The sequence below is a fragment of the Spirosoma sp. 48-14 genome (assembly GCF_001898575.1).
Lineage (GTDB): Bacteria > Bacteroidota > Bacteroidia > Cytophagales > Spirosomataceae > Spirosoma.
In genome coordinates, this window is record NZ_MKUD01000043.1 from 1 (window position 1) to 20140 (window position 20140).

Below are 20140 nucleotides of genomic sequence, written 5' to 3' on the forward strand. Positions count from 1 at the left end.
ATCGGATGGATGGTTGACCACGTAGTGCATGAGTTTCATGGCTCCCGGTGAGGCATCGAACAGGCCAGAAGGGGTAGTTACGACCCAATCAGTAGAGTCAACGGTGATAAGTGTAGCAAGTTCCTCTCCAGTGACGGTGTTCCAGAGTTTGGTGGTGGTGTCTCCAGACCTCGACAGGGCATAGCGGCCATCGGGCGAGAAAGACACCGAAGAAATAAAATTTGTATGCCCAATGAACTGGCGAATCTCCCGCCCACTGCTTACTTCCCACAACCGAACCGTGTTATCCATAGCCCCTGACAGTGCGTAACGGCCATCGGGTGAGAAAGCCACGGAATTAACAACGCTCAAATGCCCTCTAAACTGGCGAAGCTCTCGTCCACTACTGACATCCCATAACCGTAGGGTGTTGTCCCCAGACCCTGATAGAACATAGTGACCATCGGGTGAGAAAGCCACGGAATTAACATTACTTGTATGCCCTCTAAACTGGCGTAGTTCTTGACCACTGCTCGTTTCCCACAACCTAACCGTATTATCGCTAGACCCCGACAGGGCATAATGGCCATTGGGTGAGAAAGCCACGGAGCGAACCCCGAACGTATGTCCTTTAAACTGGCGTAGTTCTTGACCACTGCTCACCTCCCATAGCCGAACCGTTTTGTCATCGTCGTATGACCCTGACAGAACATAGCGACTGTCGGGTGAAAATGCTACTGAACTAACACCGCTCGTATGTCCTTTAAGCTGGTGTAGTTCTTGACCACTGCTCACCTCCCATAGCCGAACCGTTTTGTCCATAGCTCCCGATAGGGCATAGCGGCCATTGGGTGAGAAAGCCACGGAGCGAACCCCGAACGTATGTCCTTTAAACTGGCGTAGTTCTTGACCACTGCTCACCTCCCACAGCCGAACCGTGTTATCCTTCATGTCCTCAAATCCCGACAGAATATAGCGGCCATCGGGCGAGAATACAACCGATTCACCATGGCTCGTATGGCCTTTAAACTGGCGTACTTCCCGTCCACTACTCACCTCCCACAACCGAACCGTATTGTCTTGAGTGTCCTCGGCCCCCGACAGAGCATAGTGACCGTTGAGTGAGAAAGCCACCGAAGAAACAAAGCCCGTATGTCCTTTAAACTGGCGAAGCTCCTGTCCATTAGTCACCTCCCACAACCGAACCGTGTTGTCCCAAGACCCCGATAAGGCATAATGACCATCGGGCGAGAAAGCCACTGAAGAAACAAAACTCGTATGTCCTTTAAACTGGCGAAGCTCCTGTCCATTAGCCACTTCCCACAACCGAACCGTATTGTCCCCGGATCCTGACAGGGCATAGCGGCCATCGGGCGAGAAAGCTACAGAGTAAACCGCACTCGTATGCCCTAGAAACTGGCTTAGCTCTCGCCCACTGTTCACCTCCCACAGCCGAAGCGTGTTATCATTTGACCCCGAGAGGGCATAGCGGCCGTCGGGCGAGAAAGCCACGGAACGAACACCACTTGTATGCCCAATGAACTGGCGAATCTCCCGCCCACTGCTCACCTCCCACAACCGAACCGTGTTATCTCCACCCGATAGAACATAGCGACCATCCGGCGAGAAAGCTACCGATAGAACAGCACTCATGTGCCCCTCAAGCCGGTGTAGTTCTTTCCCACTACTGATCTCCCATAATCGAAGCATTTTGTCCCCCGACCCTGACAAGGCATAACGGCCATCGGGTGAGAAAGCCACGGAGAAAACCGCACTCGTATGCCCAATGAATTGGCGAAGCTCCCGCCCACTACTCACCTCCCACAACCGAAGCGTGTTGTCCATAGATCCCGAGAGGGCATAGCGGCCATCGGGTGAGAAAGCCACTGATTCAACAGGACTCGCATGCCCAATTGGTACGATTAATTCGGGTTTCTGTGCGTGGACGAAGGGGAATTGAAGTAGAAACAAAAAAACTATGGCAATCAGTAAACGACTCATAACGGCTAGTGTGCGGTTTGAAGGTTGGCCATCAGGCTGGTATCGGTATAATTGGTCAGTAGCTTGCTGGAAAACACTTCGGCATAGCTGGCGGCATCTGGGTCGTTACGATGGTGCTGCTGGTAACGGTTTTGGATCGATTCCTGTAAGCGAGCCATAGCGTATTCGGCCAGCGCCTGCTCATCGGATTTCGTCACTAAAAAGAGAAGCGGGCTGTCAACTTGCCGAACCTGATGCCGGAACCGCCGGGCTAAGGACTGTGTATAAGCGCTGATATTGAACTTACATTGCCGAAGTTTGTCGGTCAATACGCGGGTACGCTGGTTAAGTTGCGTCTCTTTATCGTTCAGGGCCATTTTTTTCAGAGGGATGTCGATAATGTCCAGCAGGCTATAGTCGGCTTCATCCTCCCGGATTTCGTCAGCGTCGGCTATCGCCTGACTCACGTCGGCTGTTAGCTGTTGGGTTTGGCGGCAGATATATAACATTTCCTGCTTTATCGACTGAGTAGTGCCATCATAGGCTTCAATCGCCAGAATATGGTCGTCAAGCTGTTTCAATTGATTGGTCAACGTGGCAATTTGTTCGGGATGTTCTGTACTGGGCAATGTGAGCTGGTTATCTAAGGCAGTAAAGGGGACCAGCGAACTAACAAAGGCAATATCGTTCTCAAATTGATCAATGGTTCGGTCAATGTGACTTTTTAGCGAATCCGTCGGATTAATATATTGGCAACTGGCTAGCGAACATACAAGCAGCATTGTGCTCAGTAAATGTAAAAATAGAGATCGAATCATGGCTAAAGTTAAGCTATATAAAAAGCTGGAAAATCAGAAAAGCTCTTGAAAAACCTGGCTCCAGTTGTATGGAGCCAGGTAGAAACTGAACGGTATGGATGAAACCGGAAAGCCCTTTTGGCCTGAGGTTGTTACATTTGGTTATTCCCGTGGGATCAAGAAATGTAACAGGCTTATCAAAAAAAAACGATAATTTATGATGAGACACTCCTTATTGCTCTATGTAGTGGTGGCATATAGCTTACTCTCTCTCGAATTTTCATCGCCAAAACCAGCTGATAGAACGACTGCATTACGGCGAGTGTATGCTCGTCTGCTTCGGACAATTGGAAATCCCGTTGATGCGCCAACTTTACGTGTGTTGCCCTACACGATCGGTAAGCCGACTGGGCAGTTGGTGTACCAGGCCGATCCGGCTCAGATCGAAATCGGGGAGGATGTGCTGGATCTCTGTGCAACCTTTGGAGATAGTGCCGAGGCCGCTTTAGCCTGTTTACTCGGGCATGAACTGGCTCATTTTCAGTACCGCCATCGAAGTAAACAAGGGTTCTTTTCGCCTATTATTGGCAAAAATGGCTCTGCTGCTGATGCTTCAGAAAATCTAGAAGCTATCGCTGATCGCTCGGGTGTATTTACGGCTTATCTGGCAGGCTACGATGCCTTTGGTATAGCTCCAATAATTTATAAAGCCTTCTATGATAAATTTAAGAAACCTGATCAGTTGCCAGGCTATCCGACCAAAAACCAGCGACTCCAGATGGTGACCGATACGACTATTCGTGTGCAGGAACTAGCCCAACTTTTCGAAATCGGTGAAATTCGGTATCTCCTGCATGACTTCGACGGAGCCAGCCGCGATTTCGATGCGTTGGTTAGCCGCTATCCAAGCGCCACTACTGTCAACAACCTGGGGGCCATAAAACTCAATCAAGCTTTGGGACGTATGGAGTTAGCCCGTGATAACCAAAGATTGCGGTACAAATTTCCGGTTGAGTTCGATAGCGATAATCGATTGTTAGCATCAGGACGTCGGGATGGTACTTCCTATCAACAATTGCTGATTGAGGCCCAAAAGCTATTTACCAACGCCTTGCTCAAACAACCCACGCATCAGGCGTCTGCCCTGAATCTAGCTATTACGGAATACTTACTCGATAATTCAGAACAGGCACGTCAAACCTTGCTTCGCTATTTCTCCCCATTATCGGCTAATGCTCAGCTTATGATGGGAATCATTCAGGCCGATCTGGGCCGGATCAACGAGGCCCGAAAGGCCTTCAAACTGGCGGTAGCAAACAAGGCATTTCGGGCTGTCGATAATGAAACGTACTTCGAGGAAGGCCAGAAACCAGGCTGGCAGCAGTGGTTTAATCAGATGATGGCCCGATACCAACTCAAAGAGGGAGCTTCGGTATCCCTTCCTGCCTGGCCCGACAAGGCGTTGTTAGCCAAGTATCCTCCTGTACTGGTACTACCAGGTGATGTAAAGGTCGTACATAGTGGCTCACTGACGAGCTACCAATTGCGCATCACCAGCGAACCAACCACGAACGAAACGAAAAATGTACGGTATCGGGTAGTGAAAAGCAGGCAACTATCCCTGCAAGGCTTGGATAGCCGTAAGTTACCCAGCCAGTACGGCTCTCCAGCCACAATCATTGCCGGAACACGGGGGACTGTTTTCTATGGGTATCGAAAAGCTAAACAATGGTTGTTTCTTGAATACCTAGATAATCAATTAATTAGTTGGACAGCCGCCGAGCCTATTTAGCAGGTACTAATGGTTTACGAACTCCGAATGTTTCTTTGTCAAGTTGATAGGTTTGACCCTGGGGTGTTTTGAGTAGATAACCCCCTTGCATTCGGTCGGTTAAAGACCATTGTTGGGCATCTTTTGGCAGATCGGGCAGGTAAATGTGCAGGCTGTCGTCACTGCTCTGATACTCACCCCCAGCTGGGCCCTGGCTACTGAATTTGACCGGAAATGTCGTTTGTTTGACCGAACTATCTCCTGCCATCCCCAAGCCACGCTGGGTATAGGTTATCGTCAGGGCCATCGTTTGCGGTTGTGGGTCATAAAGAGCCAACCAGGCCAGGCCGACCACCAGCAGGATAATAGCTGCCGCCCGAACCCAGGTTTGTTGCCAGAAGGGTATGACTCGACCGGGTTCTTTTTTGCTGGTATCCGTCAGACCCGATTGGCTTGCCATGAATTTGGCAATTAGCTCATTGTCTTCGGCCTGGTGTTGCTCTTCAAGCTGGCTGTTGAGGGCCTTTTGAACCAGCACGTCGTTCCGAAACGTAGGATCATCGGCCAATTTTTGACGTACGAGCTCCAGGGCAGGCTCGTCAAGTTTTCCGGCCAGATATGCCTCAATAAAAATCCATTTGTTGTCGTCCGTAATCATCGGGGAAGAGGGGTGGTGTTAAGTTTTTTGTCCAGGCATTTGCGTAGCATTTTATTCGTCTCCGTAAGCCGTACACTAGCAGTATGGGCATCCTTGTAGCCAGTCCACCCGGCAATTTGCGCCATACTCAGTTTTTCGTAGCTACTCAGAATTTGTTCTTCGCTCAGTGGTCCTTCTTCATATCCTGTCCAAAAGGTGTTTACTAACCGTATCAGCAACTGTCGGGGCTGCTGTAGCTGTGCAAGACAGTCGCCTATAGCACGTTTAGCCTTATCGAATTCAATGCGTTTGGGAACACCAGGGCTAGGGGTCTCCGGAGTCAATGGTAGGGTTACAACAACCGTTTCGGGTTCGTCGTTGGCAGCCATTGGATAGTCGAAGGTCCCGATCTCATCATCTCCGGCTGATATATAGATTGTTTCGAGCCACTGCCACGGATTTCTTTGGTTTTTCTCTAACTGCTTCAATGCCTTTTTTCGGGCAATTCCTTTCACCAACGTTGACATTAGAGCCAGAACGGGCTTTCTGTTATTGATCATCTCAAAGAAAGTACTGAAGCTCTCGTTCAACACATCTTCAGCTATGTCTGTGGTTCGGAAGGTGAAATTCTTCAAAAAATGGCGAACAGTATCCTGGTTTTCAGCCAAGATGGTGCTCATGGCTTTGGCCTGCTGGGAGGGAGTTCCGTTTACTGCCAACCAGATATGCTGTTGTTCCCGAGTTAGTCGCTCAATAAAGGCCGTTTGTCTGAGTCGTTGTTTGGTGGCAACTCGCCGGATGTGTAGAGCTGCGGCCAGCGTCCGTTGCGTAATTTCATCAATAGCCTGTTGAGGAAGTGGGTCTGATTTTCTAGCTGAAGTCAGTAGGCTGGCAACAACGGGGAGTACCTGCGATATATAAAGATTGTTTTCCTCGGGAGTATTTGTAGCCATGGTGGAGGATCGAGTGGAGCACAAAGTAACGGAAAAATTCGCCACGCTACACTCCCGTAACGTGGCGACTGGTTTGCTGCTACTCATCTACCCCAGGAGGGCGGGTTGGCTTTTGGGGTGGATCATCATCGGCAACAGTTGTGCGGACAGTGGGCTGTGTTTTCAGCGGTACGGGCTCAACCGTAACTGATTCACAGCTACTCATCGCCAGCATCATCACCAAGCCGAACATGCCCAACCTGACCATAGCCGTAGCTTTGGGTTGTTTTTGCATATCGTTCACCCGTTTGCGGGGTATTTATGGTTGATGAAAACCGGCTCCGGGACGTCCGCATCAAAGCTTTCGAAGCAGGGTTTCAGAAGTGTATGCCCTGGCAGAGAAAAAAATCACAGCCTGCTCGAAAAAAATGTTACTTTCCCCGGCTATTGCGGAATATGAGTGTGAAAGCCTGATCCGCTCCTGCATGACTAGCCAAGACCTAACCTTGTACGAAGACCTCTGCTCCGAGGAACCACGCCGACTTGAAGCCGCTACCCGCCTGCTGACTCGTCGGGTAAAAACCATAGCTCTACGCATTGTGATGGGTAATAGTGGAGCCCGTTCTGATGTTGATGACCTTGTTCAGGATACGGTACTGGCCGTGTGGCAGCAGATGAAATCGGGACGTTATGAGGTTCGGCATGATACGCCATTAGATGCCTATCTGACCGCCGTAGTGCGGAACAAATGGTTAAAAACCCTGCATAAACGCTCTACGATAGCATTAACGGATCTTAGCGAATCAATTGCCGATGAGGTGCCTCCTGAACATTATCGGCTTTCAAGTCTAGAAGAAACGTTTGCCCAACTAGGTCAGGCGTGTCAGCAGTTGCTTCGCCTGTTTTATTGGGAAGGGTATACGCTGGATGAGATTGCCAGGCGGATCGGTATCTCTATGGATGCTGCCAAAATGCGAAAGTTCCGCTGCATGTTGCGGCTTGAGGAAATACTAAGAACGAAAAAACAATAACCTGTTATGCGACCAACCGATCAACTACAGCAATGGGAATGGATTGAAGCCTATTACCAGAATAAATTATCGACCGATGAACGACTTGTTTTTGAACAGGAACTGGCTACGGATGCTCAATTCCGCCAGACGGCTTTACGACTACAAACAGCAGACCGGGCGCTAAGAGACCTAAGTTTGGACTATACAGTTCGTAAAGCCATTCGGCAGGAGCTGGCTCAGGGACGGCTATTCCGCCGATTGCGCCTGGGGCGAGTAGTAGCAGCGGGATTGGTTGTGATTGGATTGGGGATAACTTACCTGACTTTCGACCGGGTTGATCTCCAAACCTACCGTGACGATGTGATGCTGACTCAACGCTATCGCGATTTAGACGATACTGGGCAAGAGACAGTAATGACCCCACAGCAGCGAACGTTTTATCGGGATTTTTTTGATGCTCAGGCATTTTTAGCGAATGGCCAGCCCGACATGGCGATCACGAACCTTGAGAATCTGGCGCGGGTTGACAGCTTACGGCCCTATTTTCGCCAGGCTGTACAATGGCACCTGATAAACGCCTACCTACTCAATAACCAACCCGATAATGCCGAAGCTACACTTCTGCTACTCGATCAGGCGGGGGCACCTGTATATCCTATTCACTTAACCGACCGATTGAAAGTATGGTGGCAAATTCGCTGGCAGAAGTTAATCGACTAGCGATATCGTTTCTGACGGATATGTATATACGTAAACAGGGTTATTAATATACCTGCCAGGCCGATTCCCCAAACCCAGGACCAGTTCAACGGCTTTGGGTAAACAGGTTGAGGATTGCCCATAAGCAACAAATGAGCCCAGAAATGAGGTGGACTATAGGCCCCTCCTTCTGTTTGTGCAGCTAAAAACTGAAGTTTAGCCTGTTGAAGGGCAATGTCGGTTGGCTTTCCTTGTGCAAGTTCATGGTAAAATAATCGTGTTAAGGTAGCTGTTGTACCATCATGCGCATTCCAAAGAGAGGTGATGACCTGTGGGCAACCCGCAGAAATAAACGCCCGACTTAGGCTCAGTAGACCTTCGCCCTCATGGAATTGGCCATTACCAGTCCGACAGGCACTGAGTACGGCGAGCCGAATGTGTCGTAGGTCGAATAAATTTAACTCATGCGCATAAAGCCGATGCGACGCCCCATCAGGAAAAAAAGCGATGAACGAATTGCCTGGGTCATTGTCATTGGCTTCTGCATGCGTTGCCAAGTGCAGTAATTGATGCGTTGGCAATAGGGCTATAAATGTATGTTTACTGGCGTTACCCGCCGTCGAGTGCGTTCCAGATAATAGATCGGCTTCAATGTCTGATTTGGGTAACGGATCATAAACGTCCTGCTGATCGCCCGCCTGGAGTGTTCTTGGGGCAGCAAAAGGGGCCATGTTCAACACCGATGGTTTGTTAGTCGGCTGTGCTTCGTACGTATCAATCACACTGTGCATCGAGTAGGCATAGGTAATCGCCATGTGTCGGAGCAAGTAATCGTTGGCGTACCGACCTGTTTCCAGCACTTCGAAGGGTATATAATGTAGAGGCCCATCACGCACAATAATCAATCGCCTACTCCCTTGCAATTCACCCCAGGCAGGGCCGATTAAGCGGTTGAACAACGATTGAGCTAGCTTCTGACCTGTATATTGAAATGGATCTGGATTGCGATATACTTCATTTCGGAGCAGGCTACATGCTCGATGCAGTTCTGGGCTCGTAATCGGTAACATCAGTACACGAACCCCGTTCGCCTTCACAACTGTCAGGAGTAGTGAGTCGGGGGTGAGGGTATACTGAAGCAGGGCGGTTTGCGAGTCAAGGTGATTTTGTAGGAACTTTATTTTATCCGGTTCAAGCTGTTTGTAACGATCGTAGGGGAGTAGTTGCTGGTACGTTCGATTCCAGGCTAACTCAGCGTTGATCAGTTCGGTATTGCTGGACTCCTGAGCCGTTTTTGGATTGTGTTCAGCCCAGTTTATTTTGGCCGTGGACAACCGTTTTTTTGCCTGTTGTAGCTGCTCCGCCAGGTGTTTAGGTAGTTGAAGGTAAGACATTTGTTGGTCGCCGACCAGTTCACGTAATACGGATGCGTTGCCTTGTTCCTGTCGGTGGAGTAAGGTTGCCAGTGTCGTTTTATTAGGTTGTTGCCGATAGCAGGCGAAGGCAACTGCGACAGCTTCGCGATAAGCTGGTCGGAGTTTTTCCTGTACAAGTAACTTCGTTAGTTCAGTACTGTAAGCTCGTTGTAACAGATCGCTTAAGGCAAAAGCCCGTTCATAGGTTTGATTGGCAAGCGCTAAATTACTCCCTTGGTCAGGTGTTAATTGTAGCAAATGAGCTTTCCAGCATAACGACTCAAATAAGTCTGGTCCATTCAGAAAATCAGTAGGAGTTGGATTCTGACGTAGATCGGAACTTCGAAATCGAATACTGGCCTGCTGGATGGCTTTCTGGGCGAAAGCCAGGGCGCCAGTCATGTCGTTCTGTTGCTGGGCAATACGACTCATCGCCAGGAGTCCTCGCCAAAGCAGTCGGTTCGATGGGCTAAGGCGTTGACCTTTTGCCAATGATTGCGTAACGAAGTGTTTTGCCAGCGCCAGTTGTTTTTTTTGCTCCCAATACTTACCCAGGGATTGATCGAGGTAAGCTGCCAGTTCAATGCCATCAGTTCCTTTTTTGGGTATATATTGTCTGGCTTCCCGTTCAAGCCGTAACACCGAATCGGTTCGTAGTTGGTGTAGTCGACATTCGATCAGACCCAGCAATAGTCCTCCTCGTATCAGGTCGGGACGAGTATAATGCCGGATGGAAGCCAGATACAGCGAGTCGGCCCGGGCGAGTGTTCCAATCTGTCGATAGAAGAGGGCAAACTGATTTTCGGCAATGGCTAGGTTAACCGGGTCTTGCAAGCGACCCAGCAGCAGCAATCGTTTCTGGTAGCATCGTTCTGCCTGTCGATAATCGCCCTGCTCCATAAACGCGGTGCCACGATTTCCCCAGAAAGCGGCTACATAGGCAAGGGTTTCCTGTTCAATGCGTGGTTGGGTCGTCAGGAGTGTTTCGGCCCGTTGCCAGAACCAGGTCAGGGAGTCGGGGCGGTCACGTCGGTGATACATTTCACCCAGGCTGGCCCAAAGCTTGAAACGAGTGCTATCAGCCAGCGGGCTTAACTGAAGCCCCGATCGGCATATAGTGGTAGCCTGGTGGTAGTCGTCTCTTACGTAATAAACAGTTGCTTTGTCGGCAAGAATATTGGCTGCTAAATTAATTTGGCCGCGCTGAAGAGCCATACGATACGCCTTTTCAAAAAGTTGAAGGGCATTAGCGGGCTTATCCAGATAGATTTTGTTGCCCTGCTTCTGAAGCTCCTCTGCCGACTGTGCTCGTGAGCTGAAGGCGCCCGATAGGATGGCCCAAAACAGGAGCCAGGTCTGGATATACTGATGGGGTTGTGAGCGTATCAAAAAAATAATGGCGTTGGTGTTACTTTTCATCTAAGTTAGCGAATATGAAAGAAATTTCTCGGCTATATGCTAACACGTTACCTTTCACGCCAACTTTGGCTGCTTTTCCTGTTGATGCCCTTGCTAGCCCAGGCTCAGATTGACTCACGTTTGCTAACGGCCATTCGCCAGAACAATCCTGCTGGCGTGCAGGCGGCTCTCAAAGCTGGAGCCAACCCCAATGCTACTGACTCCTCAGGAGCTACCCCCCTGATGTGGGCCTGTTATAAAGCCGACACCACTGTCGTAAAATTATTGATACAACGCGGAGCTAAAACCGAATGCCGGGGTGTGATTCGTGCCGATACTAGTACCTATTATGGTAACCTCACTGGTCTTGCTGCCGGACTTAATAAGCTTGCCTTACTGCGCTACTTGCTGGAAACGCTGAAACTGCCTGTCAATGAGCCAGAGTATAACCCCGAAACCAGGAAGAACGACGGCTGGACCCCAGTGGAGTGGGCCGCTGCTAATGGGCATCTAAGTGTATTGACTTATTTGACCGGGCGTGGTGCTGATTTGCGTGTAGGCAATGGCAACTCACTTATACTGGCATTGGACCAGAAGCAAGATCCCGTGGCCGCATTTTTAATAGATCAGGGCTTACCTCTACAACAGACTCATCCAGATTATAGCAAATATCAAGAGCGTTATTTAGGGATAATGGCGCTCTTATCGAGAGAATATTTAAAAAGAGGGCAGTACGATAAAGCTGTCTTGTTCGCGGAGAAAAGACGTTCTCTTTACAGTAAAACTATTAGTCAGAATGATGTGAAGTTTGCTAATATGACTAACGATTTAGCAGTAATAGAAAGGCTAAGGGGGAATTATAATAAAGCATTAGAAATATGTCTGGATGCTTTGGGTATTTATGAGAAAGCCCTTGGAAAAGAAAACCAGGATTATATCAGCCTTCTAGCTAATCTGTCTGTCATTTATCTAAAGCTTAATATATATGATAAAGCCTTATCTACTGGCAAAGAAGCGTTATCAATTGGGGAGCGAGTTTTAGGGAATATACATCCCACCTATGCTCTCTTATTTAATAATCAAGCCCACATATATGAACAACTAGGTGAATACGACAAAGCACTGCCGTTGTATATTGAGTGTAAAACCATTCAGGAGAAAGTTGGGCTTAAGCGAGATCCTGATTACGCCAATACATTGAATAACCTGGCAGTACTGTATAACAAAATGGGGCAATATGAAAAAGCGCTCCCAATATTTTTAGATTGCCTAAAACTTCAAGAAGCCATATTAGGGAAGCAGCATCTTCAATACGCAACAACATTGAATAATTTAGCTGGTCTATATGATCAAATGGGCAAAAGCGACGAAGCTTTTAAATTATATAAAGACGTCTTAGTAATCATTAAGGATTTGGGTCAAGGTCATGAGTATTTTGCCACTACATTAGGTCATTTAGCTAATCATTATAGGCGAAGAGGGCAATATGTTCAAGCCGATTCATTATTAAAAGAAAGTCAAAATATTCGAGAAGGTATATTTGGTAAGAATCATACCGCCTATTCAGTCTCCCTATTCTCGAAAGCCCAAAGTTATATATCGAATGGCCAGTTCTCAAAAGCTCTCCCGCTATTGAAAGAAGCTCTAATTATTAGAGAAAAACTGCTGGGAAAAATGCATCCTGATTATATCAATATACAACTGAGTCTTGCTAATTTGTATAAGGAAACCAGGGAATATCAAGCTTCACTCGAGTTGTATTTAGACTGTCTAAAAAACAGTGAAAAGACATTAGGTAAAGATCACCCAGAGTATAGTGATATACAGTACGGCTTGGCTGATTTATATGAGATTACTCACCAATATAAAAAAGCTGCCTCCTTACTAATTGAGCTACGGCAGCGATACAAAAGTCGACTTTTGAAAAATATTACGATTCTCAATGAAACAGCTTTAATTGAGTTTCAACGGGCGTTTGATCACAAAGATTTTACTTATTCTCTCACTAGAACGTCTAAAGATACCTCGCTCATGGGGCAGAGCTACAATGATGCATTGCTTAGCAAAGGAGTAGGATTAATGGCTGCTCAGCAACTTAATCATTTATTGATTAAAGTTAAGGATAACAAAAACATCACACTTATTACCCAGCTACGGGATACAAAGCAATTTCTAAACCGCCAGCTTACTTTGCCCCTTAGCCAACAGCGAGGTACAGACTCATTACAACGCTTGTCAGATGCACTAGAACAGCAGCTTGTGATGGGTTTACCTGAATATAGTGAATCTTTCAACACACTGCGTATCGAATGGCCTCAAATCAAAAAAAACCTTAAATCCGATGAAGCGGCTATTGAATTCATAGCCTTCGACTATTACCACGATAAGTATTATCCAAAAACAGGCATATTGTATGCAGCATTGGTGTTACGAGCAAGTTATAAACATCCCCAATTCATATTTCTGGGGAAAGAACAGGAGTTTGAAGATATACTTATTGCTAGTACGTCTTCGGCTAATCAGATCAATGAGTTGTACCGGGGCGGTGAGGCTGAAGGGGGGGATGGTAAAAGTCAACTCGCGCGAGGGCTGGCTCTTTCCCAATTAGTCTGGCAACCACTCGACCCATTATTGGAAGGGGTTAAAACAGTATTTTTATCTCCGGCTGGACGATTGCATCAAATTGCGTTGGCGGCTCTACCTTACCCGGCAGATACTAGCCAACGAATGATCGATCGCTTCCAAATTCGGCAGGTTGTTAGCACCCGGTTACTAGCACTACGCAATAACCAGATTGAACGCCCTTTTGCTAAAAATACTTTTAGAACGAGCCTTTATGGTGGTATTATTTATGATGCTAATAGGCTTAAGCTGCCAAGCCAGCTCAGTCAAAAGCCGTCAAATCAATTAGTCGATAACGAAAAAGTTAAGCCTTGGGATTATCTGCCCGGTACTCAAATTGAAGTAGATGCTCTACGTCGATTGCTCCCACGATCTCAAACAACTTTTCTGAATCGCTACGACGCTACCGAAGCTAGTATAAAAGCCTTGTCGGGTAGAGCTCCATCGGTCCTGCACATTGCCACCCACGGTTTCTTCTTCCCAGAAATTCCTAGACAAGAAAATGTCATAATGATCCCTCCAGGAGATAACATTACGATAGATGCGAGAGAGTTATCAGAAAAGGCTAGGAAAACCCGAGAGGCTGCCGATAAGCTGGCCGCTGCCAGCGACGAACGTAATCGATTCCAAGTATCGGAAAATCCACTGCTTCGGTCGGGTCTGGTGATGGCTGGGGCTAACTACGTCTGGAAAGGCGGTGCGCCCATTGAGGGCGTTGACGATGGTATTCTGACAGCCTATGAGTTGTCCAATCTGAATCTGAGTGGCACAGAACTGGTGGTGCTGAGTGCCTGCGAAACGGGACTGGGTCAGGTGAAGGGTAGCGAGGGTGTGTATGGACTACAACGGGCCGTAAAAATGGCCGGTGCGCGTTATCTGCTAATGAGCCTGTGGCGGGTATCCGACAAAGAAACAGCCGAATACATGACCTTGCTTTATAAGCGGTTATTAGTCAAAGGATCGGTGCCGGATGCCTATGCCTATGCCCAAAGTCAGATGCGACTGAAGTATCCAAAGGAGCCTTTCAAGTGGGCGGCTTTTGTGCTGGTGGAGTAACTCCTCGACTAAAACTCGAAAATTAGTTTATGCCCTCTGTTACTTTGGTGAGTACCAACGGAATAATCTAGTAAATCTGTAACCTGTCTCATGCTAACTCGCTTCTATCTACTCGTTCAAACCGTCATTGTTTCACTCTTTATCTCTTCTGCTTTTGCCCAGACACCTGTCGACAATCGGGGAGGTAAGGCCGAGACTGTTCCAACGACGTTGGGTTCAGGGACTACTTATGGCGTCGTAGTAGGGATTTCAACCTATCAGTTCCTCCCAGCCCTTCGATTTGCGGATCGGGACGCGCTCGTTTTTGCGGATTATCTCGTTCGCTCCAGGGGCGTACCGAAATCCCAGATTGAGACACTCATCAACAAAGAGGCCACACTTATCAACCTGACCGATGCCCTAACGACAGTCAAAAAAAAGGTAACTCCCGGAGATCGGGTCTATGTCTATTTTGCTGGTCATGGCGACATCGAAACCAAGAATGATAGCACCGAAAACGCTATGTTGATGCTCTACGGAGCTTCTCGCCAGGACTACAATGCAACGTTTGATAAATGTTACCTACGCGATATGAAACGCTGGCTCGATTCACTTACGCAGGCCGGAGCCGAAGTCGTGTTTGTAGCAGATGCCTGCCGGTCGGGGGCGTTTGCGTTGATGGGAGGGCAGATAGGGCAAAGTCGAACGATGCTGGGGCTTGGCAAAGAATGGACTGGACAGGTCAAAATTTTGTCCTGTGAGCCGGGTGAACTGGCCATTGAAGGTGTAGAATTCGGCAATGGCCGGGGATTATTTTCCTACTGTCTGGTCGATGGATTGATGGGCATGGCCGATAGCGACAAAGATCATGTGGTCACTAAGTCGGAATTGGAAGTGTACCTAAAAACAACGGTTCCGAAAACGGCCAAACCTCATATTCAGCATCCGGAACTGTTGGGTGGAGAGGGCGACATGCCCATCGGAACGGTCAATACAGATTCGCTTCGCACGTATCAGCAACGCAAAACCCGCGACTACTCCCTGTTGACAGCTACGCAAACCAAAGGCTTTGAAGAGGATCTGCTCCGGGGCCAGGATTCTACTACCCGGCGCGTATTTAAACTTTTCGAGCAGGCTCTTGCATCCCGAAACCTGCTACACCCTGCTGGTCAGTCGGCCATACATTACTTCCGGCAAATGCCTATTACTCGCAACAACGCCAAACTTCTGGGCCTGATGAAGCGAAACCTCGTGGCGGCTCTGCAAGTTCGAACAGAGGGGTTACTCCGTCCACTGTTGCAGAAGGTTAAGGATGAATTTAAAACATCGATATCGACCGCTCAACTCGACTCAACCATCGCAGAAATGGATACATCTATATTGCTGCTTGGGAAGGGGCACAACCTGATTCAAAACCTCACTGCCCGACGACTGTTTCTGCAAGGGAAAAGGCTGCTAACGACCAAACGGGAGCGTTACGAATTCAACGATACCTTGAGCCAGATGGCTATGGCCCGCTTCCGCGAGTCCATCAGACTTGAGCCAAATATGCCTTATACGTACTGGGAAATGGGTGCGGCCAGTCTGATACTGGGCCAGTTGGATTCGTCACTGATTTACCTCGAAAAATGCCTTGAATTAGTTCCCAATAGTAGTTCAATATGGAATGTGCTTGGCGCTGAATATCAAAGTCGGAACCAACTCCAAAAAGCCCAGACTTACTATGAACACGCTCAGCAAATCGCCCCCGATGATTTAGAAATACAAGCCTATTTGTCCCAAATTTCTCACCTCGTAGGTAACGAAAAACAGGTAGAGATTTATAGAAAAAAAGCGTTGGCCGAATATCAACGACAAAGTAGTGGACAAGCCAAGCGAGAAACAATGTTGGGTCTGGCAGAACTACTCCGATGCACGGGTCAACATGACAAAGCTATTAATCTATTACGAAACTTGCTCAAGACTGATTCGACAGATGCTGAAGTGTATCTTGTACTTTATAGGGTTTTTTCTGATCAGAAAAAATTTAGTGAAAGCATAACAGCAATTGAAAAGTTCATTCATTTATACCCAGCTTTTGGAATGGCTCATGCTATGCGGGGGTTTGAATACAACGCACGGTATCGGGCAACGAAGCAAGCTGCCGATTTGCACCAAGCGAACGAAAGTGCTGAAGAAAGTCTGCGTTTGAGTCCAGGCAACTACTATGGATTGTTAATTCGGTGTATGGTTGAGGTTGAGCGCCAAAACTACCGAGCTGCCTTGCCGCTGGCCCAACGGGCTATTTTGGTCAATACGTCACTTGCTGAGCCACACTTTATTTTAGGGATAATAAGTTTCGCATTGGGTGACACTACACAGGCTTGGATTAGTTTGGCTCATGCTGATTCCCTAAAATATAATAAATCAGAAATTTATCCATTTTATGGTATGCTCTATGAAATCCAAAAAAAATATTCATTAGCAGAACGGTACTACCGGATGGCCGACACGCTGAAGCCTAATATTCCAAGAACTTTGGCTGGGCTAATGCGAAGTTTAGCATTTCAACAGAAAAACCTGGAGGAAATTCTATCCCTCAGCCAACGGCTTCAAAAACTTACTCCTGCTAATGAAGAAGTCTGGACGATGGCTGGGTATTTGTATTATAGGCAAAAAAAATATGTTGAGGCACTTCCTGCTTTTTCTGAGGCATTTCGGCTAAATCCTAAAAATACAAAAACACTAAAAATGATTGATGAGATATCTGGTCTGACCAAGCAATATAAACCTGCTGCTGAAGCTTACCGACGGGCTTCTGACTTAGATACTACAAACGTTTTTTACGCATTTACGGCTGCAAACTTATTCTATGCTGACCGATTCGGCTTAAAACAACTGGATGAAGCCTTTACGATGGCCAGTCGGGCTGTGCATTTAGACGTAGTAAAGTATCCCATAGCTGCCCGGCGCGATTCTAATGTTAATGCGCGATTGGCTATCATCTATTCTTTATTAGGAAATATTTCGGATACCCGTCATGAACCTCAGCAAGCAATTGATTGGTATGAAAAATTTGTGCTGATTAATCCCGATAGTGTTTGGATCAGTCCGTATCATTTTCGTATTGGGTCTCTCTATCTCAATATGAATCAACCCGACAAAGCCGTTCATAACCTTAAAGAAGCCGTTCGGCTGAAGCCTGAAAATATCGAATACCATACGCAGTTAACAGTTGCTTTGGTTAGATCCGGCGATGCAGTTGCTGGTGAAGCCGAAGCAAAAGCATTATTGCGCCTAGACTCAGTCAACGTGCGAGGCACGCAAACACTGGCCGTTGCTATCCTACGACAGGGGCGGTATGCCGAAGCATGGCAATGGGGGCAACGGCTCGAAAAAATAACCCCACCTACCTCTTGGGAAGCCCCCTATTTCTATGCCCGCTGGTTTGCACGACAGGGAAACGTAAAAGAGGCTCTGCCTCAATTGGAGAAAGCCTTCAAACAAGGCTTCAGTACCAATGCCAGTGCCATTCTGACCAATCCCGATTTTGCCTCAATCAAACAGGACTCTGGATTTATGAGCTTGATTCGTACCTACTGCTCCGACAAGAAATAAAAGCATACTTCAACCCAATTTTTATCGGCCACCCTGTTACTCTTTAGCTGGTTTTCGGGATAACCAGCTAAAGACTCGTCTAACCTCAGTTCCTCTCGTTCTATGTCTATGCTGCGTCAACTTATTTTGAGTATTATCTGGGGCTTTTTGGCAATGTTGCTGCTGCCCATTACGCCTGGCTATGCACAAACCAAACGTGCGCTTATTGTTGCTATTGGAGATTACCCAAATAAAACCAACAAAAACCGGGGGGGCACCGAATGGCAAGATATTAGTTCAGCTAACGATGTGCCGCTTATCCGGGAGTCGCTGCGAAGACAAAACTTTACCGATATCATTGTTCTGCGTGATGCGGCAGCTACCAAAAGAGGAATACAGGCTGCCCTGGATACGTTGATCAGCCGGTGTAAAAAAGGCGATATTGTGGTGATCCATTTTTCGAGCCATGGGCAGCAAATAGATGATGACAACAAGGACGAACTGGATGCCTACGACGAAGCCATTGTGTGCTATGGCGCGCCTGTCGAAGCGACTGGCAACTTCAAAACGTATAACGGTGACCAACACCTTCGTGATGATGAACTGGGTTCGTTTATTAATCGGCTTCGCACGAAACTAGGCGCTGACGGAGATGTACTGCTGCTTGCGGATGCCTGCCATTCGGGTACCATAACCCGGGGCAATGCAGGTATGTCGTTAACTAGAGGAACAGATAAACCCATGCATTTGTCTGGTTACCAAAAACGAACAGCCAAACATGTTTCGAATCGGCCGCGTCCGTTTTTAGCGGATATCGCTTCTTTAACCGCCAGCCAGACAGGCATGGCTCCCTATGTGGTCATTTCTGCAGCCAGAGCCGATGAGGCAAATCAGGAATGTGTCACACCTGCAAACCTTCCGGCTGGATCGCTTTCGTATGCGTTTTCGCGATCAATGACTGGTATTCGTTCGGGGGAGACGTACCGCTTTTTGTTTAACCGCATCGTAACAGAATTGCAGCGGATGGGGAAAAGCCAGCATCCGGAAATTGAAGGCATGGTAGATCGGCAGTTGTTTGGAGGACAGGCGGTACCTCAATTACCCTATTATACGATTAGTGAACTGGCCGAAACCCGGCAACAGTTAATAATACCGGCGGGGCAGCTGGAGATGATTTATCCGGGAACAACGGTCAGCGTCTGTCCGTCTGGAACCACAGATCCAGCTAATACAACAAAGGCTATTTCAGGAACCGTAGCAGCGAGTACACTATTTAAGACCACAATTAACCTGTCGAAGCCCCTACCTAAAGGACTCGAAAGCGAATACTGGGTTTTCATCCGGGAACGAACCTTTGGGGATCTCAGTGTGCTGATAAGTCTCGACAGTCTCAAACAACCTGCCTTACGGCAACAGGTACAAAGCGTACTGACGAAATTGCCATTGGTGAAATTTGACCAGAAAGTCCCTGAGCTACTGGTCTGTCAGCGCGACTCGGCTGGTCTGCCCCGGGTCGTGATTCGGCGTACTTCTGATGGAGCGGTGTTTGGCAATTCTATCTGGCTGAATAAGCCGGCAGATGCGGAAAAGGTTAGTACCCGAGTTCAGGATTATGTGCAGGCGAAGTTTCTACAGAATTTTAACCCATCTTATCTGGGTATCAACCTCCGAATGGAGTTACTGCCGAACAAACCCCAAAGCCAGAATGCTTACGACACCACCAGCCGGGAGCCCTTTCTTCAAAACGGTATCCTGGCTTTACCTCCAGGTTGGGTTTCGGTGCGTGTTTCCAATACGGGCGACTTACCTGTTTACTTTTCGATTATTGACATACAGCCCGATGGCATTGTGTCTGTTATGTTTCCAAGGCCTAAATCGGACGATAAACCCGACGACTATCGGATTGAGCCAGGAAAAAGCCTGATTATTCCCAGTCGGGTAAAAATTTCTCCACCTTATGGAAATGAAACGTTTAAACTACTGGCCTCCCTCGAAAAATTTGACCTGCGTAACCTCATAAAAATTCGTGAACAGGGTGGCAGTTTAAGGGATAAAGGGGTAACGCATGTATGGGCAAAGGCTTTTGGAATGGCTCAGCTATTAGCTCGGGGAGGAACAAGTGAAGACAGTTTTCCCGAAACCACCATCGGCTCGTTTAGCTATCCATTCCTGATAATTCCAGCAACGCCATAAACAAATAGATCATGCGTATTTGCTTCTTCGGTGCGTCAAAATCAGAGAGATGGCAGGGAGAAGCAAATACGCAGAAATGAACATTCTGCTATA

Annotated in this window: 12 protein-coding genes; 6 read left to right on the plus strand and 6 right to left on the minus strand. The window is 47.7% G+C overall.

Annotation, left to right across the window (positions count from 1 at the left end; translation table 11 throughout):
* A partial coding sequence (locus tag BGO59_RS21425; protein WP_293686579.1) for a WD40 repeat domain-containing protein occupies positions 1 to 1980 on the minus strand: 1980 nt, incomplete at its 3' end.
* A 5-nt stretch (positions 1981 to 1985) separates the two neighbouring features.
* Positions 1986 to 2741, minus strand: coding sequence for a hypothetical protein (locus tag BGO59_RS21430; protein ID WP_080055505.1), 756 nt, complete (start codon positions 2739 to 2741; stop codon positions 1986 to 1988).
* 232 nt (positions 2742 to 2973) lie between these two features.
* On the opposite strand from BGO59_RS21430, the gene BGO59_RS21435 reads away from it, so the two are divergent.
* Positions 2974 to 4548 (plus strand): hypothetical protein, encoded by a 1575-nt coding sequence (locus BGO59_RS21435; RefSeq protein ID WP_293686580.1) that lies wholly within the window; start codon positions 2974 to 2976, stop codon positions 4546 to 4548.
* Here the strand turns inward: BGO59_RS21435 and BGO59_RS21440 are convergent.
* The 3 genes from BGO59_RS21440 to BGO59_RS21450 form a co-directional block, all read right to left on the minus strand.
* A complete protein-coding gene (locus BGO59_RS21440; RefSeq protein WP_293686581.1) occupies positions 4541 to 5185 on the minus strand; it encodes a hypothetical protein in 645 nt (214 codons plus the stop codon). The two genes, BGO59_RS21435 and BGO59_RS21440, sit on opposite strands and share 8 nt — an antisense overlap.
* Complete coding sequence (locus tag BGO59_RS21445) at positions 5182 to 6117, minus strand: hypothetical protein (RefSeq protein ID WP_293686582.1); 936 nt, start codon at positions 6115 to 6117, stop codon at positions 5182 to 5184. The genes BGO59_RS21440 and BGO59_RS21445 overlap by 4 nt, the downstream gene beginning before the upstream one ends.
* A gap of 79 nt (positions 6118 to 6196) precedes the next feature.
* Positions 6197 to 6391, minus strand: a complete 195-nt coding sequence (locus BGO59_RS21450) for a hypothetical protein (protein WP_080055509.1) — start codon at positions 6389 to 6391, stop codon at positions 6197 to 6199.
* Between the two features lie 133 nt (positions 6392 to 6524).
* Between BGO59_RS21450 and BGO59_RS21455 the strand changes: the two genes are divergently transcribed.
* Both BGO59_RS21455 and BGO59_RS21460 read left to right on the plus strand, forming a co-directional pair.
* A complete protein-coding gene (locus tag BGO59_RS21455; RefSeq protein ID WP_293686583.1) occupies positions 6525 to 7127 on the plus strand; it encodes a sigma-70 family RNA polymerase sigma factor in 603 nt (200 codons plus the stop codon).
* Between the two features lie 6 nt (positions 7128 to 7133).
* Positions 7134 to 7829 carry a hypothetical protein gene (locus BGO59_RS21460; protein WP_293686584.1) on the plus strand — a complete coding sequence of 232 codons (696 nt, stop codon included), beginning with the start codon at positions 7134 to 7136 and terminating at the stop codon, positions 7827 to 7829.
* Here BGO59_RS21460 and BGO59_RS21465 read toward each other — a convergent pair.
* Complete coding sequence (locus tag BGO59_RS21465) at positions 7826 to 10642, minus strand: CHAT domain-containing protein (RefSeq protein WP_293686585.1); 2817 nt, start codon at positions 10640 to 10642, stop codon at positions 7826 to 7828. The two genes, BGO59_RS21460 and BGO59_RS21465, sit on opposite strands and share 4 nt — an antisense overlap.
* A 36-nt stretch (positions 10643 to 10678) precedes the next feature.
* On the opposite strand from BGO59_RS21465, the gene BGO59_RS21470 reads away from it, so the two are divergent.
* The 3 genes from BGO59_RS21470 (at position 10679) to BGO59_RS21480 (ending at position 20047) form a co-directional block, all read left to right on the plus strand.
* Complete coding sequence (locus BGO59_RS21470) at positions 10679 to 14299, plus strand: tetratricopeptide repeat protein (protein ID WP_293686586.1); 3621 nt, start codon at positions 10679 to 10681, stop codon at positions 14297 to 14299.
* 90 nt (positions 14300 to 14389) lie between these two features.
* Positions 14390 to 17875: a tetratricopeptide repeat protein gene (locus BGO59_RS21475; protein WP_293686587.1), complete on the plus strand. Its 3486-nt coding sequence runs from the start codon at positions 14390 to 14392 to the stop codon at positions 17873 to 17875.
* A 108-nt stretch (positions 17876 to 17983) separates the two neighbouring features.
* Positions 17984 to 20047 (plus strand): caspase family protein, encoded by a 2064-nt coding sequence (locus tag BGO59_RS21480; protein ID WP_293686588.1) that lies wholly within the window; start codon positions 17984 to 17986, stop codon positions 20045 to 20047.
* Positions 20048 to 20140: the final 93 nt, after the last annotated feature.